Annotated in this window: 24 protein-coding genes; 7 read left to right on the top strand and 17 right to left on the bottom strand. The window is 35.4% G+C overall.

The genetic code is table 11. The features are described from left to right. Nucleotides 1–30: 30 nt before the first annotated feature. The 6 genes from MR053_RS03505 to trhO form a co-directional block, all read right to left on the bottom strand. A complete protein-coding gene (locus MR053_RS03505; RefSeq protein WP_242131074.1) occupies nucleotides 31–2376 on the bottom strand; it encodes a penicillin-binding protein 1A in 2346 nt (781 codons plus the stop codon). Nucleotides 2377–2431: 55 nt separating this feature from the next. Then, complete coding sequence (locus MR053_RS03500; RefSeq protein WP_242131073.1) at nucleotides 2432–2917, bottom strand: gliding motility lipoprotein GldH; 486 nt, start codon at nucleotides 2915–2917, stop codon at nucleotides 2432–2434. Further along, complete coding sequence (locus MR053_RS03495) at nucleotides 2904–4091, bottom strand: PSP1 domain-containing protein (protein ID WP_242131072.1); 1188 nt, start codon at nucleotides 4089–4091, stop codon at nucleotides 2904–2906. The genes MR053_RS03500 and MR053_RS03495 overlap by 14 nt, the downstream gene beginning before the upstream one ends. A 118-nt stretch (nucleotides 4092–4209) precedes the next feature. After that, nucleotides 4210–4440 (bottom strand): ferredoxin, encoded by a 231-nt coding sequence (locus MR053_RS03490; protein WP_223550204.1) that lies wholly within the window; start codon nucleotides 4438–4440, stop codon nucleotides 4210–4212. Next, nucleotides 4440–5684, bottom strand: a complete 1245-nt coding sequence (locus MR053_RS03485; protein WP_242131071.1) for a peptidase U32 family protein — start codon at nucleotides 5682–5684, stop codon at nucleotides 4440–4442. Before MR053_RS03485 ends, MR053_RS03490 begins: the two co-directional genes overlap by 1 nt. A 4-nt stretch (nucleotides 5685–5688) precedes the next feature. After that, nucleotides 5689–6762: an oxygen-dependent tRNA uridine(34) hydroxylase TrhO gene (gene trhO, locus MR053_RS03480; RefSeq protein ID WP_242131070.1), complete on the bottom strand. Its 1074-nt coding sequence runs from the start codon at nucleotides 6760–6762 to the stop codon at nucleotides 5689–5691. A gap of 324 nt (nucleotides 6763–7086) precedes the next feature. Here trhO and recA point away from each other — a divergent pair, with 324 nt between their 5' ends. The 4 genes from recA to MR053_RS03460 all read left to right on the top strand — a co-directional run bounded on the left by recA (nucleotide 7087) and on the right by MR053_RS03460 (nucleotide 10732). After that, nucleotides 7087–8085 carry a recombinase RecA gene (recA, locus tag MR053_RS03475; RefSeq protein WP_242131069.1) on the top strand — a complete coding sequence of 333 codons (999 nt, stop codon included), beginning with the start codon at nucleotides 7087–7089 and terminating at the stop codon, nucleotides 8083–8085. 99 nt (nucleotides 8086–8184) lie between these two features. Continuing rightward, a complete protein-coding gene (locus MR053_RS03470; protein WP_242131068.1) occupies nucleotides 8185–8607 on the top strand; it encodes a hypothetical protein in 423 nt (140 codons plus the stop codon). Between the two features lie 29 nt (nucleotides 8608–8636). Further along, entirely contained in the window at nucleotides 8637–9179 is a 543-nt protein-coding gene (locus tag MR053_RS03465) for an RNA polymerase sigma factor (RefSeq protein ID WP_242131067.1), read from the top strand. Next, on the top strand, nucleotides 9179–10732 hold the full coding sequence (locus MR053_RS03460) for a hypothetical protein (RefSeq protein ID WP_242131066.1): 1554 nt from the start codon (nucleotides 9179–9181) through the stop codon (nucleotides 10730–10732). Before MR053_RS03465 ends, MR053_RS03460 begins: the two co-directional genes overlap by 1 nt. Nucleotides 10733–10816: 84 nt before the next feature. Here the strand turns inward: MR053_RS03460 and MR053_RS03455 are convergent, their stop codons facing one another. Beyond that, entirely contained in the window at nucleotides 10817–11551 is a 735-nt protein-coding gene (locus tag MR053_RS03455; RefSeq protein WP_242131065.1) for a lysophospholipid acyltransferase family protein, read from the bottom strand. 104 nt (nucleotides 11552–11655) lie between these two features. On the opposite strand from MR053_RS03455, the gene trpS reads away from it, so the two are divergent. Next, entirely contained in the window at nucleotides 11656–12627 is a 972-nt protein-coding gene (gene trpS / locus MR053_RS03450) for a tryptophan--tRNA ligase (RefSeq protein ID WP_242131064.1), read from the top strand. Between the two features lie 38 nt (nucleotides 12628–12665). Here trpS and dprA read toward each other — a convergent pair whose 3' ends face one another. Then, entirely contained in the window at nucleotides 12666–13769 is a 1104-nt protein-coding gene (gene dprA / locus MR053_RS03445; RefSeq protein ID WP_242131063.1) for a DNA-processing protein DprA, read from the bottom strand. A gap of 107 nt (nucleotides 13770–13876) precedes the next feature. Here dprA and MR053_RS03440 point away from each other — a divergent pair, with 107 nt between their 5' ends. Both MR053_RS03440 and MR053_RS03435 read left to right on the top strand, forming a co-directional pair. Then, complete coding sequence (locus MR053_RS03440) at nucleotides 13877–15217, top strand: HU domain-containing protein (RefSeq protein ID WP_317221702.1); 1341 nt, start codon at nucleotides 13877–13879, stop codon at nucleotides 15215–15217. Nucleotides 15218–15331: 114 nt separating this feature from the next. Then, nucleotides 15332–15841: an acyl-CoA thioesterase gene (locus tag MR053_RS03435; RefSeq protein WP_242131062.1), complete on the top strand. Its 510-nt coding sequence runs from the start codon at nucleotides 15332–15334 to the stop codon at nucleotides 15839–15841. Between the two features lie 90 nt (nucleotides 15842–15931). Here the strand turns inward: MR053_RS03435 and MR053_RS03430 are convergent, their stop codons facing one another. The 9 genes from MR053_RS03430 to atpA all read right to left on the bottom strand — a co-directional run bounded on the left by MR053_RS03430 (nucleotide 15932) and on the right by atpA (nucleotide 25637). Beyond that, nucleotides 15932–17155 (bottom strand): murein hydrolase activator EnvC family protein, encoded by a 1224-nt coding sequence (locus MR053_RS03430; RefSeq protein WP_242131061.1) that lies wholly within the window; start codon nucleotides 17153–17155, stop codon nucleotides 15932–15934. Continuing rightward, complete coding sequence (locus tag MR053_RS03425; protein ID WP_242131060.1) at nucleotides 17155–17826, bottom strand: DUF4292 domain-containing protein; 672 nt, start codon at nucleotides 17824–17826, stop codon at nucleotides 17155–17157. Before MR053_RS03425 ends, MR053_RS03430 begins: the two co-directional genes overlap by 1 nt. Nucleotides 17827–17926: 100 nt before the next feature. Next, entirely contained in the window at nucleotides 17927–19297 is a 1371-nt protein-coding gene (locus tag MR053_RS03420; RefSeq protein WP_242131059.1) for a tetratricopeptide repeat protein, read from the bottom strand. Between the two features lie 88 nt (nucleotides 19298–19385). After that, a complete protein-coding gene (locus tag MR053_RS03415) occupies nucleotides 19386–20405 on the bottom strand; it encodes a sugar phosphate nucleotidyltransferase (RefSeq protein WP_242131058.1) in 1020 nt (339 codons plus the stop codon). Between the two features lie 129 nt (nucleotides 20406–20534). Further along, nucleotides 20535–20969 (bottom strand): dUTP diphosphatase, encoded by a 435-nt coding sequence (dut, locus tag MR053_RS03410; protein WP_242131057.1) that lies wholly within the window; start codon nucleotides 20967–20969, stop codon nucleotides 20535–20537. A gap of 1 nt (nucleotide 20970) precedes the next feature. After that, nucleotides 20971–22395, bottom strand: coding sequence for an oligosaccharide flippase family protein (locus tag MR053_RS03405; RefSeq protein WP_242131056.1), 1425 nt, complete (start codon nucleotides 22393–22395; stop codon nucleotides 20971–20973). 58 nt (nucleotides 22396–22453) lie between these two features. Then, nucleotides 22454–22960: a hypothetical protein gene (locus MR053_RS03400; RefSeq protein ID WP_242131055.1), complete on the bottom strand. Its 507-nt coding sequence runs from the start codon at nucleotides 22958–22960 to the stop codon at nucleotides 22454–22456. A gap of 123 nt (nucleotides 22961–23083) precedes the next feature. Continuing rightward, a complete protein-coding gene (atpG, locus tag MR053_RS03395; RefSeq protein ID WP_242131054.1) occupies nucleotides 23084–23944 on the bottom strand; it encodes an ATP synthase F1 subunit gamma in 861 nt (286 codons plus the stop codon). Between the two features lie 118 nt (nucleotides 23945–24062). After that, on the bottom strand, nucleotides 24063–25637 hold the full coding sequence (gene atpA / locus MR053_RS03390) for a F0F1 ATP synthase subunit alpha (protein WP_242131053.1): 1575 nt from the start codon (nucleotides 25635–25637) through the stop codon (nucleotides 24063–24065). Nucleotides 25638–25641 lie beyond the last annotated feature (4 nt).

Below are 25641 nucleotides of genomic sequence, written 5' to 3'. Positions count from 1 at the left end.
GAAATGGGAAAGGACTGTAGGACGGAAGACTTAATTAAAATCCAATCCCTCGGGAACAGCCTCTTCTTGGATATCATCAATAATAGTGCTCTTCCCTTCCTCTGAACAATCTACAATTATAGAAAGGGCTGCAGGTGGTTCAAATTCATCCTTAGAGATGTTTAGCTCCTCATCGGCATAACAACTTTTCATATACAAACCCCATATTGGTAAGGCCATAGCTGCTCCTTGACCATAAGTAATAGATGAAAAATGAACAGCTCGATCTTCTCCTCCTACCCATACACCAGTTACTAAATTAGGTACCATACCCATAAACCAACCATCACTTTGGTTTTGTGTGGTTCCCGTCTTTCCAGCTATAGGATTGGTAAATTCATAAGGATATCCGGTTGCAATTTCCTTATAATCTGGCCTATAAGCATCTGCTCCTTTGGTTCTTAAACGAACCCCTGATCCATATTGTGTAACCCCCTCTAACAGCTTTACGGTTACATAGGCTGTTTCCTCACTTAACACGTCACGGGTATTGGGTTTAAATTGATACAAAATGGTTCCGTTTTTATCTTCAATCTGCATGACCATAACAGGTTTGGTGTACACACCTTTATTGGCAAAAGCAGCATAAGCCCCTACCATTTCGTAAACACTTAAATCTGGAGTTCCTAGCGCAATGGATGGCACAGGTGGAATATTAGATTCGACACCCAACTTTTCTGCTAATTCTTTTACTGGCAATGGACCTACTTTATCTATCAATCGAGCAGTAACCGTATTTACAGAATTCGCCAAAGCATTTTTTAAAGTGCGTACCCCACCATAATCGTCATCAGAATTTTTAGGACACCATTCTTCTGGGTTTCCATACTTGTTCTTTTCTATACAAAACGGCGTATCAGGTATTTCATCGCAAGGTGACAAATGCAATTGATCTATCGCCGCTGTATATACAAACGGTTTAAAAGTTGATCCTATTTGGCGTTTCCCTTGCTTGACCATATCGTATTGAAAGTGTCTGTAATTAATGCCTCCAACCCAAGCTTTTACATGGCCTGTTTGCGGATCCATGGACATCATACCTGTTCTTAAAAACGATTTATAATAACGCATGGAGTCAATGGGTTTCATAATGGTGTCTTTTTCTGAAGCTTTTCCATCCTTCCATTCAAAAACCGTCATCTGTACAGGCTTAAAAAAAGATTGTTCTATTTCTTCATTGCTCTTTTTTAAATCGTATTTCATCCTATTCCAACGCTTGGTTTGTCGCATAGCACGCAACAATAAAGTATCTATAGCTCCTGTCGTCAACTCTAAAAATGGTGCTGTGGGGTTACGCTTTGGTGTGTTTTGGTGGAAAAATTCGGCCTGTAACCTTGGCATGTGTTGTTGAACTGCATCTTCGGCATGTTGCTGCATACGTGAATCGATAGTAGTATATATTTTTAATCCATCATTGTACAAACTCCATTTAGTTCCATCGGGCTTAGGATTTTTTTCAATCCAATCTTTCATAAAGGTTTTTAAGTACTCCCTAAAATAAGTCGCTATACCTTCTCTATGTGATTCTGGTGTATAGTTTAAATCCAACTCCGTTTTCTGTAAAGAATCTTTTACCTGTACAGTAATGTACCCATACTTTTCCATTTGGGCCAATACCACATTGCGTCTATCCTTTGTAATTTCAGGTCTAACACGAGGATTATAAAGTGCCGAGTTTTTAAACATCCCTACCAACATAGCAGATTCTTTTAACTCCAAATCCCAAGGTTCCTTGCCAAAATAGATACGGGCTGCACTGCGAATACCATCTGCATTATTAAGAAAATCGTAAATATTAAAGTATTGAGCGATGATTTCCTCTTTGGTGTATTGACGTTCCAAACGGGTAGCGATAACCCATTCCCTTACTTTTTGAAAAGCACGCTCCAGTTTACTTTTTGAAACTTGTTTGGTAAATAACTGTTTTGCCAATTGTTGAGATATAGTACTAGCTCCACCACCACTGCCCAACATAACAGCCGCACGTAAGGTACCTCGAGCATCTATTCCAGAATGGTCATGAAACCGAGCGTCTTCGGTAGCTATTAAGGCTTCAACTAAATGTTTGGGCAACTCATCAAAACCTACAGGTGTTCTATTATCATCATAATAAAATTTTCCAAGTGTTTCTCCATCTGAAGAAATAATTTCTGTCGCCAAATTAGTTTTAGGGTTTTCTAAAACAGTATGGTCTGGCAGTTCCCCTAACCATCCCCATGAAGCAACCAAGAATAATACTACTATTGAAACTATTCCAGCTAAAAACAACATCCAAAACCAACGAATGTATTTTGAAAAGTCCTGGTTCTTTGAGGTTTGTTTTTTTATTTTCGCCATAACTAAAGTGCCTAAAATTATAAGTGCCTTAAGTATTTTAAAGTTAATTGGTGTTTTATGGCTTTTCTATTCTAAAACCTACATCTGTAACACCTTCCAGTTCTACAACACCATTTACTTTTCCATTTTCGCGCATGGCGTGCTGTATGTTAACGGTATACTCACCAACTTCTTTAAACACCACCCCTTCCTTATACCACAATTTATTTTCTTTAATATCGGTTAATCCTGTTCCCAATAATTTACCGCTTGGGTCTGCCATTTTGTATTCCAACGTATCTGCTATGGTCTTACCGTGTGGGAATACCATCTCAACAATTAAGAACAAATTATTGTATTTATAGACATTGGTATTTCTTAAATTAACAAACAGATTATATGGGTTTATTGAATCTGGCGGGTTTATTTTAAAACTGGCTATAGAATCCTTATGCCAGACGTTGGGTACTGATTTATACTCATCAAAAACACGATTGGAATCGCAAGAAACCATCATTAAAGCAAAAGAAAACAAAATAAGGTATACTCTACTTAGACGCATCTTTACTGTTTAGGGGTTTCTTTCTTCTATTTTTATTTCTATTGTTTCTGTTCCTACTATTTTTACGTTTTCTATTCCGTTTTGGATTATCAAAACGCGTTAAACTATCTTGACCTACAACGTTTTCAAATTCGGTTTTAGTATCTTCAATAACATCTGAAACATATTCTTCCAGACTAGTAACGGTTTTGCCCTTTTTATTGAATCCTATTATCTCATTAGCCTGTTCTACAGTAATTCTATGCCAGTTCATCCATTCGCCTTCATAAGCATACCACATATAGCCCTTAAAAATGTCAATCTTTTGACAAATAGCTATACCTTTTTCAGTCTGTAACTTAATATCGGTTTTAGGAAATTCCTTCAGGGCATCCAAATAGGTATCCAACTCATAATTTAAGCAACATTTTAATTTACCGCATTGTCCAGCCAATTTAAGTGGATTTAACGACAACTGCTGATATCTTGCTGCCGATGTGCTTACCGAACGGAAATCGGTTAACCAAGTAGAACAGCATAATTCACGACCACAGGATCCAATCCCACCCAATCTTGATGCTTCCTGGCGAAATCCTACCTGTTTCATTTCAATACGGATTCTAAACTCACGGGCAAACACCTTGATAAGCTCACGAAAATCGACGCGCTCTTCTGCAGTGTAGTAAAATGTAGCTTTACTGGCATCGCCTTGAAATTCGATATCGGAAATCTTCATTTGCAATTTTAAATCTATTGCAAACTGTCTAGCCTTAACCTTCATGGATTCTTCCTTATCGCGGGCGGCTGACCAAATATCAATATCCTTTTGAGAGGCCTTTCGGTAAATCTTTAAGGCACCGTCATTACTAACACTTATGTTCTTGCGTTTCATTTGAATACGCACCAGTTCTCCCGTAAGGGTAACCATTCCCACATCATGTCCTGATTGAGCCTGAGTAGCCACAATATCACCAATACAAAGGGATAAATTCTCTGTATTTTTGTAGTATTCCTTTCTACCGTTTTTGTAACGTACCTCTACCCAATCAAATGGTTTTTCACCATTAGGCAGCGACATATTAGACAGCCAATCGAATACCGTTAGTTTATTACAACTATCCGTGCCACAAGTGCCATTGTTTTTACATCCTTTGGGTTGACCGTCTTTTCCAGTTGAACAACTGTTACAAGCCATATAGTTTATATGTTGAATTCGATAATAATTAACTTATATCGAACTGAAGGTTCATAATTTATTTTCCTTTGTAAATATATGATTATTCTCAGTACTTAAAAAAGAACAAACCATATACTTAAACATGTTTTACCGAAATGATTTTTACTGGACAAGCTTTTGATGCATTCTCACAAGAATCCAATATGGTTTCATCATTCGATTTTAAAGTAAAAAAGCCTTTTTTTTCGGCTGAATGTAATAACACTGATTTTCCATCTTTCTTGGACATTTGAAACTGCTGTGGTGCCAATTCCACACAATAGTTACAGCCAATACACTTTTGCCTTTGGAGCGTAATAACGACCATTAAAATTCTACTTTATTTTCAACCACTTTATACAACTTATCAGAAGGGCGAATTCTAAACGGCAGTTTTATGGTCACCGAATCACCTTTAGTGGCTTTCTCCAAGCGTTGGTCATTTACAAACATTTCCTTTAGCTCAACTTCTTTGGCTCCTGTTGTTGGCCCAGTTATTAAAATGGTATCACCAAGGGCAATATCGTAAGCTTCAATCTTAAATTCGCCTATTTCCGATTTTGGAAAATAGTGCACTCCTTTACCCAAATACACTTTCTTCTGTGTGGCATGAGAACCAGAACCCTTACTCCATTCACCTAGTTTCTGCCCTAGATAATACCCGCTCCAAAATCCTCGGTTATACACTTTTTCCAAATTCTGCATCCAAGCTATGACCTTAGCTTTGTCGTATGTACCATCATATAAACTGTCAATCGCCTCTCGATAACACTTTATCACTTTAGCTACATATTCTGGTGCCCTACCACGGCCTTCAATTTTTAAGACCTTAATACCTGCTTCTATAACTTCATTTAAAAAATCAATTGTACACAAATCCTTTGGAGACATAATATATTCATTATCCAACTCCATTTCAAATCCCGTTTCCTGATCGATGACTGTATATTTTTTTCGACAATTTTGTTTACATGCGCCTCGGTTGGCAGATGAATTTTGAGAGTGTAAACTCATGTAACATTTGCCAGATACCGCCATGCATAATGCGCCATGTCCAAAAATTTCAATCTCAACCAATTTCCCAGACGGGCCTTTTATTTGGTCTTTTTCAATCTGTTCGGTAATCTTTTTTACTTGGCGTAAACTTAACTCCCGACTCAATACCATGGTATCGGCAAATAGCGCATAAAACTTTACTGTTTCTATATTGGTAATATTGATTTGTGTTGAAATATGCACCTCCATGCCTGCTTCACGAGCTGCCATAATCACTGCTTGATCCATAGCAATAACAGCAGTAATATCAGCCTCTTTCGCTTTTGCAATCAAGGTTTTTATAATGGATAGATCGTGATCGTATATAATTGTGTTTAAGGTTAAATATGTCCTTACGTTTTTTTCTTTACATCGGTCTGAAATCTCCTGAAGGTCATCTAAAGTAAAGTTGATGGAGGCTCTGGCACGCATGTTTAGTTGTTCTACTCCAAAGTACACTGAATTTGCTCCATTATCCAAGGCGGCTTGCAGGGATTCAAAATTGCCTGCCGGAGCCATTAATTCTATCTGCTGCATAATTCTATTTCTTATTGGTTTTTAAAACTTCAAAAATGTTCCTTAAATCTTTTTTATATAACAAATGCCCAGCACGTCCTTTTTTGAAAATATCATTACTATTGCCCTGCCCTTTGCGTAATGCCTTTTGTTCTTCGTAAGGCAAGGCGTTTATCTCCTTACAAGTAGTAGAACAACAATTGTTCATTTCCTTCTTGCATTGATCACATTGAATAAAGAGCAAGTGGCACGCATCGTTGGCACAATTGGTGTGCACATCGAAAGGCTCCCCGCATTGATGGCAATTGGCAATGACATCATTACTAATACGTTCAGCACGACGGTCGTCGAACACAAAATTCTGTCCCAAAAACTTATTTTCAAGTCCTTGCTCTTTTACTTGCCTAGTATATTCAATAATACCTCCTTGTAATTGATATACATTTTTAAAACCCTTATGCTTGAAGTAAGCACTGGCTTTTTCACAGCGAATCCCTCCCGTACAGTACATCACCAATTTTTTGGATTCTTTATGCTCCTTTAAATCTGCTTCAATAATGTCTAACGATTCCCTAAAGGTGTCCACATCGGGTGTTAGGGCATTTTTAAAATGACCTATCTCACTTTCGTAATGGTTACGCATATCTACCAACACAGTGCTTTCATCTTCAATAAGTTCATTAAAGGCTTTTGCTCCCAAATGAATACCCTTGTTGGTTACATCAAATGTGTCATCATTTAAACCATCAGCAACAATTTTTTTCCTGACCTTTACCTTAAGCTTTAAAAATGATTTATTATTCTGTTCAACAGCAATGTTTAACCGAACATCTTTTAAAAAACCTATAGAATCTAAATGATTTTTAAACTCATTAAACCGATCTGCAGGAAGCGATAATTGGGCATTAACGCCTTCGTAAGCTACATAAATCCTACCTAAAACATCCAATGCCTGCCATGTAATAAATAGATGATCCCTAAAAACTTGGGGATTGCCAATTTTGGCATATTTATAAAAAGAAAGTGTTAACCGATGCTGCCCCGCATTATCGATTAATGTTGCCCTTTCTTTTGCACTTAATGTATTGTACAGTTGCATGCTATACTAATATTTTAAGATTAAAGAAATTATATATACCAATCCTTATTTGGTATTAAATCGCAAAAGTACAATTTTAAATGGAACCCATAAAAAAAGCACCTTAGTACCTTAAAGTGCTTTTCTTTAACTATTTTTAGTTAGTCACTGCGGTTTTACAGTTGCCATTAACCAGATAGCTCCTGAAACACCAAATATGTTCATAGCAAATTTTTCCCTTTTTTAGTTAGTAGATGTAAATTGTGTAAAAAGGTTGCGTGATAAAATTGTATTCTGAAAAAAGTTATATTACTTTAGCATGTATAACTAGAGAACAACAAATAAATGAGTGAAAAAGAAGCAAAATTAAAAGCCCTAAAGCTTACCTTGGATAAGTTGGATAAAGCTTATGGGAAAGGAACTGTTATGAAAATGAGCGATGCTGCAGTTGTAGATGTAGAGGCCATTTCATCAGGTTCTTTAGGATTGGATATTGCATTAGGTGTGGGTGGCTACCCAAGAGGCCGAGTTATAGAAATTTATGGCCCGGAATCCTCAGGTAAAACCACCTTAACATTGCATGCTATAGCTGAGGCTCAAAAAAATGGTGGTATTGCCGCTTTTATTGATGCCGAACATGCCTTTGATAGATTTTATGCTGAAAAGTTAGGAGTGGATATCGATAATTTAATCATTTCCCAACCCGATAATGGTGAACAGGCACTCGAGATTGCCGATAACCTTATACGTTCTGGAGCCATAGATATTGTTATCGTTGATTCTGTTGCTGCATTAACTCCCAAAAGTGAAATTGAAGGTGAAATGGGCGACTCTAAAATGGGACTTCATGCGCGTTTAATGTCTCAAGCTTTAAGAAAGCTTACTGCATCTATTAGTAAAACCAATTGTACCGTGATTTTCATTAATCAATTACGTGAAAAAATTGGTGTTATGTTTGGTAACCCTGAGACCACTACTGGAGGGAATGCACTAAAATTCTATGCTTCGGTTCGATTGGATATTAGAAGATCTACCCAAATTAAAGATAGTAACGGAGATGTATTGGGGAACAAAACGCGTGTAAAAGTGGTTAAAAACAAGGTTGCACCACCTTTTAAAGCTGCTGAATTCGACATCATGTATGGTGAAGGCATCTCTAAGGTAGGTGAAGTATTGGATGTTGCGGTAGAACATGAAATCATTAAGAAAAGTGGATCGTGGTTTAGCTATGGTGAAACTAAACTTGGCCAAGGCAGGGATGCTGTAAAAGCTATAATAAAAGACAATCCAGAACTTTTAGATGAGTTGGAAGACAAAATAAAGGAACTCCTTAAAAAAGAATAGCATTAAAAAATCTCGAAATATTTCGAGATTTTTTTGATTTTGGCGCAACCTTTTATTTACAATAGCATCTAAAGGAAAAAGATTGTTGAAAATTATACTATGAAAAAAATTTTTGCCCTTAGTTGTTTGTTTATTTTTTTTCTGTCTTGTAGTACAGATCATGATTCCACAAGTTATACTTTAGAAATAATGCCTGTGGAAAGTGTTGATATCCCTAATGAATTTGAATTGGGAAAAACGTATCCAATAACCGTAAAATATTACAGGCCAACTACCTGTTATGCATTTAGGAATTTTTATTATGTCAAGGAAAATAATATGCGTACCGTAGCACCAATTAACTATGTGTTTGACCATGAAATGGAAAACAATAGCTGTACTGGCCTTCAGGACGAATTGGTTGAAGCCACTTTTAATTTTATTGTAACTAGTAATGGGTCTTACATCTTTAAATTTTGGCAAGGTGAAGATAATACGGGTGAAGACCAATATTTAACCATAGAGGTACCCGTTATAGATTAATAAAAAATAACTGTTAATGCGTTTTTAATTTGAGTTTAGAGCAACTCATAGCACATTGTAAAAACCATGATACTAAAGCACAAGAAGAATTATATAAGCTCTTTTCGAGCAAGTTGTTCTCAATTTGCTTAAAGTATTCAGCTAATTATGCGCAAGCCGAAGATAACTTGCAAGATGCCTTTTTATCTATTTTCAATAAAATTGAACAGTACAAAGGCAAAGGCTCTTTCGAGGGTTGGCTAAAACGCATTACTATAAATACCGCTTTACAACGGTATCGGGCCGAGAAGGTGTTTAACATTGTTAATGAAAATGAAGTCGAAGATTTTGAAATAGAGGTTAACGAGGATTCCATTTCTTTGGACTATCTTTTAAAAGCCATTCAAAATTTGCCCGATAGGTATCGTTTGGTTTTTAACCTCTATGTATTGGATGGCTATTCACATAAAGATATAGCCAACATGCTGAAGATAAGTGTCGGCACTTCAAAGTCCAACCTGTCACGGGCTAGGCAAATTTTGAAGCAGACTATTGAAAATCATAGCCTAAGCGAACATATTCAGTCATTATAATGAGTGAAAAAAAACATATAGATAGATTATTTCAAGAAAAGTTCAAGGACTTTGAGGCAACACCGAGCAATGCTGTTTGGACTAATATTGAAGCACAGCTCGAAAAGAAGAAAAAGCGTCGCGTTATTCCTATTTGGTGGCGTTATGCTGGTGTAGCTGCTCTATTAGTGTTGTTACTTGCCTTAGGTAGTTTATATTTTAATTCTGGGAATAAAATAGAGCTTCCAACCAATCAAGTTGTTGAAACTGAATCGCCCAACGCAATAGAAAAGGCAACTGAAGATTCTTCCAAGAATGAAAATAACGAAAACAATCTAGCTCCTTCAGATTCTGAAGCTGTTATAGCTAATTCTAAAGAAAATCAGATTGAGGAACGCAATGATGACTTTAATGATAATTCCTTTTTAAATAATAATCCTGCTAAGTTAATCAAGCCTGTAGTATCACAAAATCAAAGTGCAATTGCTTCAGAACATGTTGAAGAACAAGGTCATAATAAGCTTTCAAAACGCAACAATAATAGTAAAGATGCAGAAACCAATACACCCAACGTTGTAAAGGATAATGTATTACAAAACCAGGACACCAAAATTGCCGATAACAATTCAGCCTTAAACAATCCGCGAAAAAATACTGTTAATGATAAAGTTTCTCCTTTCAAGTTTAGAGAAACTGATCTTGGTTTTAATGTACAAAATACTGACACTTCTGCTTTAGCACAAACTAATACAGATGACAAAACAGAACCTTCTATTGAAGATTTAATAGACAAGGACATTAAAGAGCTTATTGAAGAAGAGAAATTTAGCAGGTGGAGTGTTGCCCCAAACGCTGCGCCTGTTTATTTTAACAGTTTGGGTGAAGGTTCTTCCATAGATCCACAGTTTAACAGTAACGCTAAAACGAGCGAACTAAATATGAGTTATGGTATTAAAGCCAGTTATGCTGTCAATAAAAGATTGCGCATCCGTTCGGGTGTCAACAAAGTTCGTTTAGGATATAACACGAACGATGTAGTTGTTTTTCAGTCTATTGGAGCTCCTGAAAACACGATAAGTGCTGCATTGCCTAATATAAAATCGGAATCCAGTAACTACACTTTAAATTCCGTAAACACTTCAGATAATATGTCATTTGCTAGTGCAGATAACTTCAATCCTAAGGTTAGTAGCGGGCTACTTTCTTCCGCAACCAATACGTCTCTTAATCAAGAGTTTGGTTTTATTGAAGTTCCTCTTGAAATTCAATATACCCTGTTAGATAAAAAATTTGGCGTTAATGTTATCGGTGGCTTTAGTTCGTTTTTCTTGAATGAAAACAAAATCTACTCTGAAACCAGTAGCTCCCGAACACTTATTGGTGAAGCCAATAATATTAACAAAGTAAGTTATAGTGCCAATTTAGGTCTTGGTCTTAATTACAAAATAACAAAACAATTGGACTTAAATTTAGAGCCCCTATTTAAATATCAAATAAACACATTTAGCAATACCTCTGGTAATTTTAAACCTTATTTTATAGGGGTTTATACTGGATTTGCTATTAAATTTTAGGTTTTTGGTTAGATCTGGATATTGGTTTTTTAAGACTTTAAATGCCAATATCAAATTAAACTGCCCATTATAAGGGCAGTTTTTTTATGCATCATTTTTAAGTTGACTCAAAATAACGGCTCTTGCCTGTTTATTTAAAGTTTTAGTGTCTTCAATAGTTAAATTGTTGGTTTGCAAAAACTCATGGATTTTAACACGCATAGCGCCTGGGCCACCACTAAAAAAGGTATAGGAAAACCTTTTTTTATTATCAAAGAATGTTAATGGCACTACTGGTATTTTATGGTTAATCGCCAATCTAAATGCACCGTCTTTAAAATCATCTAAATCAATATGTTCTTGCGGTACACCTCCTTCTGGAAATATACAAATACTCAAGCCTTGTTCCAAACGGCGTTGGGCTCTTAAAAAAACCGCTTTCCTACTTCTTTCTGAACTTCTATCTACCATGATACAGGTACGCTTATAAAAAAAACCAAATAAGGGTATTTTAGCCAATTCCTTCTTCCCTACAAACACAAATGGATTTTTAACCGAAACTAGCATCAACATAATATCGGCCATAGACGTATGATTTGCAATAAACATATAGCTTTTGCCCTGTTCTGGATTTTGTTCTCGCTCAATTTTAATCTCAAAGCCCATACCGATTAAAATAATACGGGCCCAAATACGGGCCAACTTAAAAAAGAAAGGATACCAAGAGTCCTTGGAAATAGAAATCAACAAAACGGGGAACAAAATGATTATGGGCAATGCCACCAATACATAAAACCATATGCGGTAAAGCACCCAAAACAGATATTTCAATAAAGTCATAGATACCAAAAATACATAATTGTATTGAGCATTTCTATTAAAAAAATTACCTTTGCTTCTTTCGTTTAACCCTTAAAAAGATATCTGCTTTTGCAGGTCATAATATGGCAAGGATACTTACAGGTATACAAAGTACTGGCACTCCGCACTTAGGCAATATTTTAGGCGCAATTATACCAGCAATTAAAATGGCTGAAGACCCCAAAAACGATTCGTATTTGTTTATTGCCAATTTGCACACCCTAACACAAATAAAAGATGCTGAAACCCTTAGAATGAACACTTATTCGACAGCTGCAGTTTGGTTGGCTTTTGGTTTGGATGTTGAAAAAACAGTATTTTATAGACAAAGTGACATCCCACAAGTCACTGAATTGTCATGGTACCTTAGTTGTTTTTTTCCGTATCAACGCCTTACTTTAGCGCATAGCTTTAAAGATAAAGCGGACCGCTTGGAAGACGTGAATTCGGGTTTGTTTAACTACCCTATGCTTATGGCTGCCGACATATTGTTGTACGATTCTGATATTATTCCAGTTGGCAAAGATCAATTACAGCATATAGAAATGACTCGCGATGTAGCATCCCGTTTTCATGCCAAAATGGGTGGTGAAACCTTTGTGTTGCCTGATGCCAAAATTCAAGAAAACACAATGCTCATTCCCGGTACCGATGGTGAAAAGATGAGCAAGAGCAGGGACAATACCATCAATATCTTTTTGGACGACAAAAAATTGCGCAAGCAAATCATGTCCATAAAAACAGATAGTACACCACTTGAAGACCCAAAAGATTGGACAACTTGTAATTGTTTTGCATTGTACCAATTATTGGCTTCTGAAGAAGAAACTGCTTATATGAAAACTAATTACGAAAAGGGTGGTTACGGTTATGGACATGCCAAGCAAGCCTTGTTTGAACTCCTCATCACACATTTTGCAGAGCCTCGTGAAAAATATAATTACTATATGAACAACCTCAACGAAATAGATAAGGCATTAGCTGTTGGTGCCGAAAAAGCTAAACGAATTGCCAATGAGGTATTGCATAGGGTTCGTGAGAAAGTTGGGTATTAACAATTAGACCTGTCAAGTTTTTGAAACTTATAGGCCTATTATATAACCTCAAATAATTTCCCTGGCAAAGGACGAATAACGCCTTTTAGTTCCATATTCAATAATGTACTGCTTACCTTAAATATGGGCATATTACAATCTAAAGCAATTGTATCCAATAATTGCTTCTCGTTTGCCTTTAGATAGTTGTATATGATTTTCTCTTCTTTGCTCAACTCAACAAACAACTGCTTTTGGATAACAGGTTTAATTTCTTCTTCCAATTTCCAATTCAATATATAAGGCACATCCAAAGGTGTGGTAAGCATGTGTGCTTTTTGGTATTTAATTAAATTATTACATCCTGCACTTTGGCTATCGATGGTTCTACCCGGTACCGCAAAGACCTCTCGGTTATAGGAATTGGCAATATCGGCAGTAACTAAACTTCCCCCCTTTTCAGCAGATTCTATTACAATAGTTGCTTCACTTAATCCAGCTATAATGCGGTTACGCTTTAAAAAGTTATTTCTATCGAACGGGGCATTACTCCAAAAATCGGTATAGAAGCCACCATGCTTCTCTACATCAGCAACATAGCGTTTATGGGTTTTAGGGTAAATTTGATTCATCCCATGTGCCAAACAAGCAATGGTTTGCAGACCATTTTTAATGGCGGCTTTATGTGCAGTAATATCGGTGCCATAAGCAAATCCCGAAATAATAATAGGGTTATACGGGTTTAAGGTTTCTATAAGTTTTTCACAAAATGCCATACCATTATTTGTAATCTTACGTGTACCAACAATGCTGATAACAGGATAGTTATCAAAATTAATATTACCTTTTTCAAACAGCAAAATAGGGGCATCAATACAATGCTTTAACTTTGTTGGGTAGAAACCATCTTCAAAATAGGACACCTTAATATCATTATCTTTTATAAACCTTAACTCTGCTTCAGCTGCTTTTAAATGATCTGTTTTGAAAAAATCGTAAAGTGTAACTTGTCCTATACCATTAATCTTAAGCAGTTTTTGCTTTTTCTCTTTAAATACCGCTTCAGCAGAACCGCAATTGGCAATAAGCCGTTTGGCCAAAATATCACCAATATTGGGTACATGCTGTAAAGCTAATGCATAAATCAAGTTATCTTCTGCCATACAAAATTCATTGTTTTACAACCTGCAAGTAAAGAAATTTTCTAAACTGTTAATAAATACTATATTCTAAATTTCTTAAATATGCATAATTTTTTAACTTTGTTTTCATGCAACTTGAAACCTACATTAGTGATTTACTTTACAGATACGAATGTGTTACCATCCCAGGATTTGGTGCGTTTTTAACACACCGAGTATCTGCTAGCATAGAAGAATCTACACATGCTTTTTTTCCTCCTAAAAAAGTGTTATCCTTTAATGAACAAATCCAAAAAAATGATGGGTTATTGGCCCATTATATTGCTGAAGTAGAGAAAATCCCTTTTGAAGTTGCCAATAAAAAAATAGATAAACGCGTAAAACTTTTAAAGTCTTACTTAACTCAAGGTGAGACACTTACTTTTAAAAACATAGGTGAAATAGTTTTTAATACGGAAGGTAAAATTTTATTTGAGCCAACCTACCAACTAAACTATCTAACCGATGCTTTTGGCCTATCCAAGTTTGAATCGCCAGCTGTAACTCGAGAAGTCTATAAAGAAACTGCTGAGGCTATTGAGCGTGTTATCCCTATTGGAGTTACTCCAGAAAAGCGCAAAAACAAGTCTTATTTAAGATATGCTGCTGTAGCTATAATTGCTTTGACCTTAGGTGGATATGTAGCTTCAAATTATTATGTAAATAAAATTGAAACCCATAACCAAGTTGCCCAAGAAGAAGCTAATCACCAACTTGAAACTAAGATCCAAGAGGCCACTTTTAGTTTAAATACGCTTCCTGCCATTACACTTAATGCCATTAAACAAGCAGGAAACTATCATATTGTTGCTGGTGCTTTTAGAATTGAGGAAAACGCCGTGAAGATGGTCCATCAACTTAAAAGCTTAGGCTATCCCGCAAGATATAAAGGTGTTAATAAATATGGATTACACGAAGTTGTTTATGCCAGCTACGAAACTGGACCGGATGCCCTAAAAGCTGTTAGGGAGATACGAAAAACCCATAATAAAGATGCCTGGATTGATGTGGACAGAATATCTAATGAAAAATCTTTTTACAATAACTTTAGTCCTGTTGATACTCACCAACCAGAAAAAAATGATATAGATGAAATTTCCTCTGAATTAGCACATACGAATACGGGAGATGATTTTGACTTTAGAAAAAGCCCCAACATTATTCACATTGCAAAAAGTATAGATAATATTAATAGCGGATTTTATCTAGTTTTAGATGCTTTTAAAGAAGCTTCTAAAAGAGATGATTTTATAAAAAGTTTAGGATCTTATGGATATCCAAACATTCGCTTTTTCTTTGATTCCAAAAGTAATTATTACTTTATTTACAATGAATCTTTTAACGATTTAAAATTAGCTACCAAGGCACTGCAATTGAAAGCTAATAGCCCATCCCATGACAGAATGTTTATTGTAAAGGTGGAGAAATAACAAGATTTTTCATTTACCTTTTGTTTAGACTGGAGACAATAAAAATTTAAGTTTGTTTTTATATCTTAAAACTTAAAAGCATATTACCTTTGTAGCATTAAAACAATAGGAATAATGCAAGTAAAAACACCCGAACAGTCCAAAACTGTACTTACCGATATGGTTTTGCCAGGTGAGACTAACCCCTTAAACAATTTATTTGGTGGCGAGTTATTGGCCCGTATGGATCGTGCTGCCAGCATTGCTGCCCGACGCCATAGCAGACGGATTACAGTGACCGCTTCGGTTAATCACGTGGCCTTCACAAAAGCAGTGCCTTTGGGTAGTGTAGTAACTGTTGAGGCTAAAGTATCTCGGGCCTTTAAAACCTCTATGGAAGTGTTCATTGATGTATGGATTGAAGATCGTGAATCAGGCGAAAAAACTAAAGCTAATGAAGCCATTTACACCTTTGTTGCTGTTGATGATATTGGTCATCCCGTTGCTGTTCCTCAGATTAAACCTGAAACTACTTTGGAAAAAGAACGTTTTGATGCCGCTCTTCGCCGCAAACAATTAAGCCTTTTGTTAGCTGGTAAAATAAAACCTTCTGATGCTAGTGAATTAAAAGCTTTGTTCAAATAATAGTGTTTTCAAATATTCATTTAATTTTGGTCAAATAAATAAAATTTCTGCCTTTCCTTTGACTGTTCTAAGGTTGAATCGCAGTTTTTTTTACATCTTATAAATCCAAGTTGATGGATCTTGAGTAGTACTTTCTTTAGAGACCACAAAACTAAGTATAGTTTCCCCTGAAGCCTTATTGGTAGCCACTTCACCTATCAGTTGTTTAGTAGTCACCTTATCTCCTTCCTTTACATAAACTTTGGAAAGGTTTTTATAGGTAGTAATATAATTGCCATGGCGTACCATAACCAATGGATTCACATTTTTAAGTGTAATGACGCCTATGACTTCACCATTAAATACCGCGCGAACCTGTTCCCCCTTTTCAGTTACGATGCGTACACCATTGCTTTTTATGGTAAGTGACCTGTTAATAGGATGGGGTTGGGTACCATAACGTACTTTTACAATGCCACTTTCTACTGGCCAAGGTAGTTTCCCTTTGTTGGCCAAAAAGTTTGAGGCCAATATTTTTTCTTCGGGTGTTAGGGCAAAATTAGTTGATGATGTAGATTTACCCGCCCGCTTATTTGAAAGTACTATGGCTGCCTTAATTATTTTTTCAATCTCTCTATCTATACGGGCTGCCTCTTGCTGTTTCGCTCTTATTTGTGCCGTATATTTATTAATATTCTTTTTAATGGAACGCATCAACACTTCATGTTGCTGCCTTGTAGATTCAAGTGTTTTTTGAGTTGTTCTATTGTCTGCAATCAGCTTTTCCTTTTCTGCCCGTTGTTTCAATAAATCCTGATTTGTCTGTTGCAGTTCTTGAGTTTTTGCCTTAATGGTTTCGCCTTGTTGCCTCTGGTGATTGGTGTATTGTTTAATGTATTGTAAGCGCTTGTAAGCTTGCTTAAAATCGTTTGAAGACAATAAAAACATAACCCTACTTTGTTTGTTTTTACTCTTATAGGACTTCACTATCATGGCCGCATAATCTTCCTTTAAGGCTTTTAATTCATCACGTAAAGCAGATATTTTTTTTTGATTGGCATTGATTTCCCTAGATAAATAGTTAGCTTGCTGGTTAGTGATTTTTATTAAATTATTAAGCACACTAATTTTATAATTGAAATCCTCTATAAGTGATAATTCCGATTTGGCCTTTGACTTGTTTTCAGCTTGTAAGGCATTCATTTTTTGGATTTCCCTACGTAATTCCAGTCTACGAGTTTCAAGTTCTAGCTTTCTGTTTTGTGAAAAAGCTAGTGTTGTGAAACACAATAACATGGTTAATATAACTCTAAATATGTGCTTATTTTTAGTCATTACAATTCTATTTCATCATATCCAGAAGGAATTTTAAAAGGAAACCTTAAGTCTTGATTTAATGACATACTTTTAAATTCCAGTTCAACCGTTAACTCCTCAATTGCTTCAACAGCAATAACCTTTATACGCTCTGGAAATGATTGTTTTTGCACTTCCTGATATTGTAAATAATCTATTTGTAAATGTCTTGATAACGCTGACTGAGAGATTTGTTGTGATTCTATTTTAAAATGCGATGGATTTAATATATAGAAAATATCGATAAGTTCCTGCTGTCTTTTAGGTTGTAAGGCATATTTCCTATCGTGAATGAATGAGCTGTACGAACCGTCTTTTAAGCTATATAATGCCTCTCCCAATAGCAAATTTTGAACCTTTTCAAAATCTAAATCAGTACCTAAAATTTTACTTAAATACTTATAATCCCCATCAAAATAAGTGTTGTCCAACTTGTTATAAAAACTCAACTTATCTGGTGTAATAAGCACTTTTACTAACGATATTGGTGATGAAGTCAATAATATTTGCTTATCTTTTTCCATACGCAAATTAACAGTATACCCTTTTGAGGAATTACCATTAATAATATCAATTTTAACCCGGGAAGCTAAAGTTTTAAATTTTGGGGTTCGTTTAATATTTTCCCTTATAACTTGCTTTGTCGTCAAATTTAAATTCGCTTCGCCTAAACTTAAGCTTTTGTAAGACTTACAGTTTAATACTAATAAGCATAATAAAAAAAGTATATAATGGTGCTTTTTCAAGAATCTATTTTTTATTAGACGTTTGTAATTGTTTTGCCTTATAACTAAACATTTTAGCCTTTACTGTATTGTTTAACAAAGTATAAGACTTACTTAATTGGTTATAAAAATCGATTTCCATTTTAGTGTTATCGACAATGTAATCTATCCCTTCTTCAAGAACTTCTAACGCCCTATTTGGTTGATTCATTGCATTCAAAGCAACACTACTGATTAAGTAAAATAGTGGTTGTGATGGATATTTTGAAAGTGCATCAGAGCTTTGCTCCAATACATGCTCAAATTGATTTAGATCCAATTTCAACAATAAAACATTTTGCAACACACTAAAGTTATTATTGTCTAATCGCAATACTGATTCAAAATAACTCAAGGCCTTTTCTTTGTTCCCTTTGGCCAAGTAATATTGGCCCAATTCTTCCAATGTTTTAATGTCGCTCTGACTTTCTGCCAAGATCGTAGCTTCTATCAATTGGGCCTCGTATTCCGGGTATTTGTCTACAAATTTTACAAAATCTGATAACACCTTAAGCTTGGCGTCTGGCTTGATTTCTTCACTTTTCAAAACAATCTTCATGGATTCAATTGCCTGCTCTGATTGGTTGTCGTCTAAATAAAACTTATAGAGAGCCAAATGTACCAATTGGGAATTGGGGTTAATTTTCAATAGTTCTTTTGCGGTTTCAAAAGCTTTATCTTTTTGATTGTTTTCACTATAGTGAAAAATAAGTGCTAAGTAATTGGATTCCTTTTTAGGAGTATCATTAACACGCTGTTCCAAATTCTTAATCTGTTCTTTTTTACGTCCCGTAGCTTTATAAATCTGATTACGCAACCGGTCTCTGTTTGTTGAAATGCCATGTGTTTTATCCAATTCGTCTAAAAGTGCTAATGCCTCATCATATTTTTTCGTCCTTACATAAAGTGTGGCCAAATCCTCTTTATAATCAGGGTGGTGCTTAACCAGTTGCTTAATGGTTTCTATTGCCTTTTCGAAATCGTTTTGAGCAGCATAAAACCCATATAGTTCATCCAAATACCATTCATTATCAGGTGCTTTACTGACCGCTTTTTTTAAGGCGTCTTCGGCAGCAGCAAAGTTTTTAAGTTTGTTGTAATTTTTTCCAAGCTCAAAATACAATACAGCTGGTTCATCATTTAAACCAATACATTTTAAAAGTGCCTCAACTGAACGGTCGTAATTTTCTATCCCCTTTTGCTTTAAGGCTTCATAAAAATATTCCTGAAACTGATCTTCAATATTACCTAAATCATCATCAGGTGTTTTATTAAAATCCACTTGAGCAGAATTAAACCGAGGAACAAGAAATAGTATTCCAAAAGACAAAATAATTATATAGGTCCTTGTCTGCATAAATTATGGGATATAACAAATCTTTTTCAAATAGTATTCCAAAATTTTAAATTAATAGGATTACTTTCTTCAAGGGAATGACAAAATATTATTCCAATACTGAATAATCGCCTATACTAACTGAAATATAATTTCCATTATACGTAACATGATTGCCAATCATGGCGTTGTCTAAATTAGCGTTTTTAATGGTTGTATAGGTTTGGATTAAGCTATTTTTAACGTTGGAATTTTCTATAATCGAATTTTCACCAATGGATACATTAGGTCCAATAGTTGTATTTATAAGTTTAACATTATCTCCAACAAAGCAAGGTTCAATAATTTGGGAATTTTCCAATTGAACAGTTGGCTCAACCAATTGTTCCTCGCCATCTTGCTGCAAAAACCCTAGCATTTTGGCATTTGTCTGAACAGTAATGGCCTTATTGCCGCAGTCCATCCACTCATCTACCTTTCCTGTTTTAAATATAAAGCCTTCGGCCATCATTCGTTTTATACCATCATTAATTTGGTACTCCCCTCCATTAGTAATATTTTCATTTAAAACCTCTTGTAGTTTGTTTTTTAAAACCCCCACATCCTTAAAATAGTATATGCCAATAACAGCATGATCACTTACGTAAATTTTGGGTTTCTCTACCAACTCAACAATTTCCTTTTTATCGTTAAGCTTTACCACACCATAAGCTTCTGGATTATCAACTTGTTTAGTCCAAATCACGCTATCGGCCTGATTGTCCAAATCGAAATCCGCTCGAATTAGTGTATCGGCATAAGCAATTACCGCAGGTCCAGACAAAGAAGGTTCGGCACACATAATAGCATGACCAGTTCCTAAGGGTTTATCTTGACGATAAATAGAGGCTTTGGCACCTAAGCTTTTAGCCAAATCTTCCAGGCTATCAATCACATCATTTCCAAACCAAGCGGAATCTCCTAAAACAAAGGCGATCTCTTCTATTGGTTGCTTTAATATCTTAGCAATATCTGTTACCAACCTATGTACAATAGGTTTTCCTGCCACCGGAATTAAAGGTTTTGGTACGGTTAAACTATGTGGGCGCAATCTGGAACCACGACCTGCCATGGGGACTATTATTTTCATTTTATGAGTTAAGTCGTCTTTCGATTAGTTGTCAATTTAATTTTTCCAAACACCTATTGTCAACAGATAGGTAAACAAATGTTTTATTTAACATTCTGGTTTCAAAAATCGTTAATTGTAATTCTCTATTTATTTTACCCCAGTACTTCCAAAGCCACCTTCTCCTCTTGAAGTTTCAGATAATGCTTCAACTTCAATCCATCCAGTACGTTCGTGCTTGGCAATCACTAATTGTGCAATGCGTTCCCCATTTTGAATTTCAAAATCCTCATTGGATAAATTCACTAAAATCACTCCTATTTCACCTCTATAATCGGCGTCAATAGTTCCAGGTGCATTTAATACTGTAATGCCTTTTTTAGCTGCCAAACCACTTCTTGGACGAACCTGAGCTTCATAACCTACAGGAAGTTCTATAAACAATCCTGTGCCTACTATACTACGCTCTAAAGGTTTTAGAGTTCTTGGTTCCGATAAATTAGCCCGTAAATCCATCCCTGCTGATGCTAAGGTTTCGTAATGGGGTAAATCGTGATTGGATTTATTTATGATTTTAATATTCATATTATTGTTTTAACAATTGTTTGATTTGTTTTTTCTCAGAAAAAAATACAATTCCCAAAAATACTAAAACAAAAACAGTATTCAAGTAATAATTACTATTGGTATATAAGACTAAAAGAGAAATTATAAGAGCCAAAGCTAAAAAAGTGCCTATTTTTTTTAATTGGTATGGTACAGGATAAAACCTTTGTCCTAAAATATAAGACAAAACCATCATTACACCGTAAGCTGCCAATGTTGCCCATGCCGAAGCCATAAAACCCATTTTAGGTATCATTATATAATTAAACGCGATAGTGATTAATGCTCCAATAACTGATAAATACATCCCATACCGTGTTTTATCAGTAAGTTTATACCAGATTGCCAAATTAAAATAAATACCTAAGCATAAATTGGCCAAAAGTACTATAGGCACTATGTCCAGGGCTATCCAATAACTTTTGTCTTTAACTAAAAAAACTTTGAAAATATCGAGGTAGGCCACTATGAAAATTAACATAAAACTTCCAAAAATTACAAAGTAATTCATAATAAGTGCATAAGTGTTTTTAGCATTGGTTTCCTTTGAATGTTTAAAGAAAAAAGGTTCTGCCCCTAATCTAAATCCTTGAATAAAGATGGTCATGAATACTGCAATTTTATAGCATCCGCTATAAGCTCCATTTATATCTTTTCCCAACATTTCAGGCAACAACCATTTGTCAAAATTCTCATTTATAACATAGGCTAATCCTGCTACCATTATCGGCCAGCCATAACGAAATAATTGCTTAAAAATGGTAACATCGAACTGAATTTTTGACTTAACGAAGTAAGGTAATAACAATATTAAGGTTGCTATGCTGGCTAATAGATTAGCAATAAAGATGTATTTTACCAAATCGTTACTGTCATAATCAAAAAACTGAATTCCAAATTTGGGAATAGCCCAAAGAAAAAAGAAATTGAGCACTACATAAATAGTGATATTGGAAAGCTTTATTACAGCAAACTTGATAGGTCTTCCTATTGCCCTTAAATACGCAAAAGGAACTACCACAAGTGTATCTAATACTAGCACCCCAATTAATAAATTGAAATAATTTAATTTAAGGTTTACTAAAGCAGCTAATTGCTCATTAAAACTAAAAACAATACTAAAAAATAGTACTGTAGTTGCTGTTAAACTAATCAATGCCGTTGAAAACACTTTCCCTTTTTCATTACTATTGCTAAAAAACCTAAAAAATGCAGTTTCCATTCCATAAGTTAATAATACATTAAAAAAGGCTGCGTAAACATAAAACGTAGTATTGTCAGAATAACTAGAAGTTTCTAAAGTGCTTGTATGTAAAGGCACCAAAATAAAATTCATTAATCTTGGTAAGACAGTTGCTAAACCATAAATAATGGTGTCTTTAAAAAACGTTCTTAATGTACTCAAATATATACCTTTTATATCGCTAAAAATACATTTTTAGAAAACGCTGACCAAAGATAAGTTAAAGCTTCTTTGATGGGGTGCTGGGATAAAAGATAGGTTTATTTTTAATAATCCCAGTAATTTTATAATATTTTCTTTTCCCTCTTTCTGTAAAGCTCAACACACATTCATCCTCCTTCAAATCAAAAGGGCTGTCTTGTTTTATTTTTGGTGCTTTATTACCATATTCAGCAAAGGGTTTGTTAGTCATTACAATATCTGGTTTAGTCGTGGCTATAGAGAACCTCCCAATATAAAGATTTGGGTTTGTTTCTTCTAATTTAACCCCTTTCCTTTTAAAATAAACACTGTCTAAAACAATTTCCGCCGATTTATTTTTAATAGGTATATAAATATTTATACCTGTACCTCCTTCCTTTAGTCCAGCAACCCAACTTTGGTAATACACTTCACCTATCTCTACAGCAATTGTATCTTGTAACTTTAATGTTGACGTACATTGAGAAAAACTTAAAGAGACAAAGGCAATTGTACTTAAGATTATATATTTACGAAATAAAATCATACTTTAAGGTTTTCTTTAAAGGTAATTAATCAAATTCTATTCCATAAAAAAACCTTACTATTCTTAGAAACAGTAAGGTTTATATATAATAGAGGTACTGAAACAAGTTCAGCATGATTATACTTAATTGTTTAAGGCTTCCGCTCCACCAACAATTTCCAAGATTTCATTGGTAATTGCTGCCTGACGTGCTTTATTATATGATAAAGTTAATTGATCTTTTAACTCTTTAGCATTATCGGTAGCTTTATGCATGGCCGTCATACGAGCGCCATGTTCAGAAGCAAACGAATCTCTAACCCCTTTGTATAATTGAGTTTTTAAAGACTTTGGAATTAACTGCTCAACGATTTCAGCTTTGCCTGGTTCGAAAATATAATCGGCAGTGGAAGTGGCAGCTCCTTCAACAGGAACGATTGGCAAAAATTGCTCGGTCATCACAATTTGGGTTGCTGCATTCTTGAATTTATTGTAAACAATTTCAATTTTATCAAACTCACCAGCAACAAACTTATCCATTAACAATTGGGCAATCTCGGCAACGTTATCAAAAGTTAAGCTATCGAATACCTCACTTTTGTTGGCAATAACCTTGTTGGTCTTTTTAAACGCATCATTAGCTTTTTTACCTATAGCCAAATACAATACTTCTTTACCAGCATAGGTTTGTGATGTTAACTTATTAACTTCTTTGATAATGTTGGAATTAAATGCTCCTGCTAACCCCCTGTTAGAAGTTATAGCTACAATTAAAACCTTGTTTACTTCACGTTGTGTCGAAAATTTACTCCCAGAATCAGCATCAAGCGTTGCACTCAAACTTTGTAAAAGCTCGGTAAGCTTATCGGCATACGGACGCATAGCTGTTATAGCATCTTGTGCTTTCTTTAACTTTGCAGCTGATACCATTTTCATGGCACTGGTAATCTGCATGGTTGAAGATACCGATGATATTCTGTTACGTATTTCTTTTAGATTAGCCATAATCTCTTTTTGTCATTCCGCATTAGATGCGGAATCTATTTTAATTGAACTTCAAATTATGAGATTCCTGCCTTCCCTTCGACTGCGCTCAGGATGACACACAGGAATGACAACATGCTTAATATTTCGCAGCTAAATCTTTACAAACACTTGTTAAAGTATCTGTAACCTCATCAGTTAATTTTCCTGCTTTAAGCGTATCTAAAACGTCTCTATGCTTAGCGTTTAAGAATTCAATAAAATCCCTTTCAAACTCTTTTACTTTTTCAACAGGAACGTTTCTTAATAAGTTTTTAGATCCAGCATAGATAATCGCAATTTGGTCTTCTACTGTATAAGGATCGTTTTGTGCTTGCTTTAATATTTCTACATTACGCTTACCTTTTTCAATTACATTTAAGGTAGATGCATCTAAGTCTGAACCAAACTTAGCAAAAGCTTCTAGCTCACGGTATTGTGCTTGGTCTAACTTTAATGTACCAGCTACCTTTTTCATGGATTTAATCTGAGCATTACCCCCCACACGAGATACCGAAATACCAACGTTAATCGCTGGACGTACACCAGAGTTAAACAAATCACCATCTAAGAATATCTGACCGTCGGTAATAGAAATTACGTTAGTTGGGATATATGCCGATACGTCTCCTGCTTGTGTTTCGATTATCGGTAAAGCAGTTAAAGAACCTCCTCCTTTTACAATTGGTTTCAACGATTCTGGAAGGTCGTTCATGTTTTGGGCAATAGCATCGTCGTTGATTACTTTTGCAGAACGCTCCAATAAACGTGAGTGTAAATAGAATACGTCTCCAGGATAGGCCTCACGTCCTGGTGGACGACGTAATAATAACGACACCTCACGATACGCTACCGCCTGTTTAGATAAATCATCATAAATGATTAATGCTGGACGACCAGTATCCCTAAAATACTCACCAATAGCAGCACCAGCCATAGGAGCATATACTTGCATTGGCGCAGGGTCGGATGCGTTTGCCGCAACAATAGTAGTATAGGCTAAGGCACCTCTATCTTCTAATGTTTTAGCTATGTTTGCTACGGTAGATGCTTTTTGACCTACAGCAACATATATACAGTATACAGGATCACCTGCATCGTAAAATTCTTTTTGATTTAAGATAGTATCGATACAAACTGTAGTTTTACCAGTTTGACGGTCACCAATTACCAACTCACGTTGTCCACGACCAACAGGAATCATTGCATCGATAGACTTAATACCTGTTTGTAATGGTTCGGTTACAGGCTCACGGAAAATTACCCCAGGTGCTTTACGTTCTAAGGGCATTTGGTAAGTATCTCCAGCAATAGGACCTTTACCGTCTATTGGGTTACCTAAGGTATCAACAACGCGCCCTACAATACCTTCTCCTACATTGATAGAAGCAATTTTATCGGTGCGCTTAACAGTTGATCCTTCTTTAATGTCTTTAGAATCCCCTAATAATACGATACCAACATTGTCTTCCTCAAGGTTAAGTACAATACCTTCTAAGCCACCTTCAAACTCTACTAACTCACCGTATTGTGCGTTAGACAATCCATATGCACGTACAATACCGTCACCTACAGTAAGTACTGTTCCTACTTCATTTAATGAAGCCGACGCTTCAAATCCTGCAAGTTGTTGTTTTAAGATTGCTGATACTTCAGCTGGTTTTACTTCTGCCATCTTA

The sequence above is a fragment of the Aestuariivivens marinum genome, assembly GCF_022662175.1.
Taxonomy (GTDB): Bacteria; Bacteroidota; Bacteroidia; order Flavobacteriales; family Flavobacteriaceae; genus Aestuariivivens; species Aestuariivivens marinum.
The sequence above is the reverse complement of the archived record's forward strand: the minus strand, read 5'-3'. Positions and strand labels throughout refer to the sequence as shown.

What these genes read in the sequence shown, in the direction of transcription:
- MR053_RS03415 (WP_242131058.1), bottom strand. Translation starts at nt 20,405, where the DNA reads ATGAAAATAATAGTCCCCATGGCAGGTCGTGGTTCCAGATTGCGCCCA.
- MR053_RS03490 (WP_223550204.1), bottom strand. Translation starts at nt 4,440, where the DNA reads ATGGTCGTTATTACGCTCCAAAGGCAAAAGTGTATTGGCTGTAACTAT.
- atpG (WP_242131054.1), bottom strand. Translation starts at nt 23,944, where the DNA reads ATGGCTAATCTAAAAGAAATACGTAACAGAATATCATCGGTATCTTCA.
- MR053_RS03435 (WP_242131062.1), top strand. Translation starts at nt 15,332, where the DNA reads ATGCAAGTAAAAACACCCGAACAGTCCAAAACTGTACTTACCGATATG.
- MR053_RS03400 (WP_242131055.1), bottom strand. Translation starts at nt 22,960, where the DNA reads ATGATTTTATTTCGTAAATATATAATCTTAAGTACAATTGCCTTTGTC.
- MR053_RS03495 (WP_242131072.1), bottom strand. Translation starts at nt 4,091, where the DNA reads ATGGCTTGTAACAGTTGTTCAACTGGAAAAGACGGTCAACCCAAAGGA.
- trhO (WP_242131070.1), bottom strand. Translation starts at nt 6,762, where the DNA reads ATGCAACTGTACAATACATTAAGTGCAAAAGAAAGGGCAACATTAATC.
- recA (WP_242131069.1), top strand. Translation starts at nt 7,087, where the DNA reads ATGAGTGAAAAAGAAGCAAAATTAAAAGCCCTAAAGCTTACCTTGGAT.
- MR053_RS03460 (WP_242131066.1), top strand. Translation starts at nt 9,179, where the DNA reads ATGAGTGAAAAAAAACATATAGATAGATTATTTCAAGAAAAGTTCAAG.
- MR053_RS03500 (WP_242131073.1), bottom strand. Translation starts at nt 2,917, where the DNA reads ATGCGTCTAAGTAGAGTATACCTTATTTTGTTTTCTTTTGCTTTAATG.
- MR053_RS03430 (WP_242131061.1), bottom strand. Translation starts at nt 17,155, where the DNA reads ATGACTAAAAATAAGCACATATTTAGAGTTATATTAACCATGTTATTG.
- MR053_RS03470 (WP_242131068.1), top strand. Translation starts at nt 8,185, where the DNA reads ATGAAAAAAATTTTTGCCCTTAGTTGTTTGTTTATTTTTTTTCTGTCT.
- MR053_RS03440 (WP_317221702.1), top strand. Translation starts at nt 13,877, where the DNA reads ATGCAACTTGAAACCTACATTAGTGATTTACTTTACAGATACGAATGT.
- MR053_RS03485 (WP_242131071.1), bottom strand. Translation starts at nt 5,684, where the DNA reads ATGCAGCAGATAGAATTAATGGCTCCGGCAGGCAATTTTGAATCCCTG.
- MR053_RS03505 (WP_242131074.1), bottom strand. Translation starts at nt 2,376, where the DNA reads ATGGCGAAAATAAAAAAACAAACCTCAAAGAACCAGGACTTTTCAAAA.
- atpA (WP_242131053.1), bottom strand. Translation starts at nt 25,637, where the DNA reads ATGGCAGAAGTAAAACCAGCTGAAGTATCAGCAATCTTAAAACAACAA.
- trpS (WP_242131064.1), top strand. Translation starts at nt 11,656, where the DNA reads ATGGCAAGGATACTTACAGGTATACAAAGTACTGGCACTCCGCACTTA.
- dut (WP_242131057.1), bottom strand. Translation starts at nt 20,969, where the DNA reads ATGAATATTAAAATCATAAATAAATCCAATCACGATTTACCCCATTAC.
- dprA (WP_242131063.1), bottom strand. Translation starts at nt 13,769, where the DNA reads ATGGCAGAAGATAACTTGATTTATGCATTAGCTTTACAGCATGTACCC.
- MR053_RS03455 (WP_242131065.1), bottom strand. Translation starts at nt 11,551, where the DNA reads ATGACTTTATTGAAATATCTGTTTTGGGTGCTTTACCGCATATGGTTT.
- MR053_RS03420 (WP_242131059.1), bottom strand. Translation starts at nt 19,297, where the DNA reads ATGCAGACAAGGACCTATATAATTATTTTGTCTTTTGGAATACTATTT.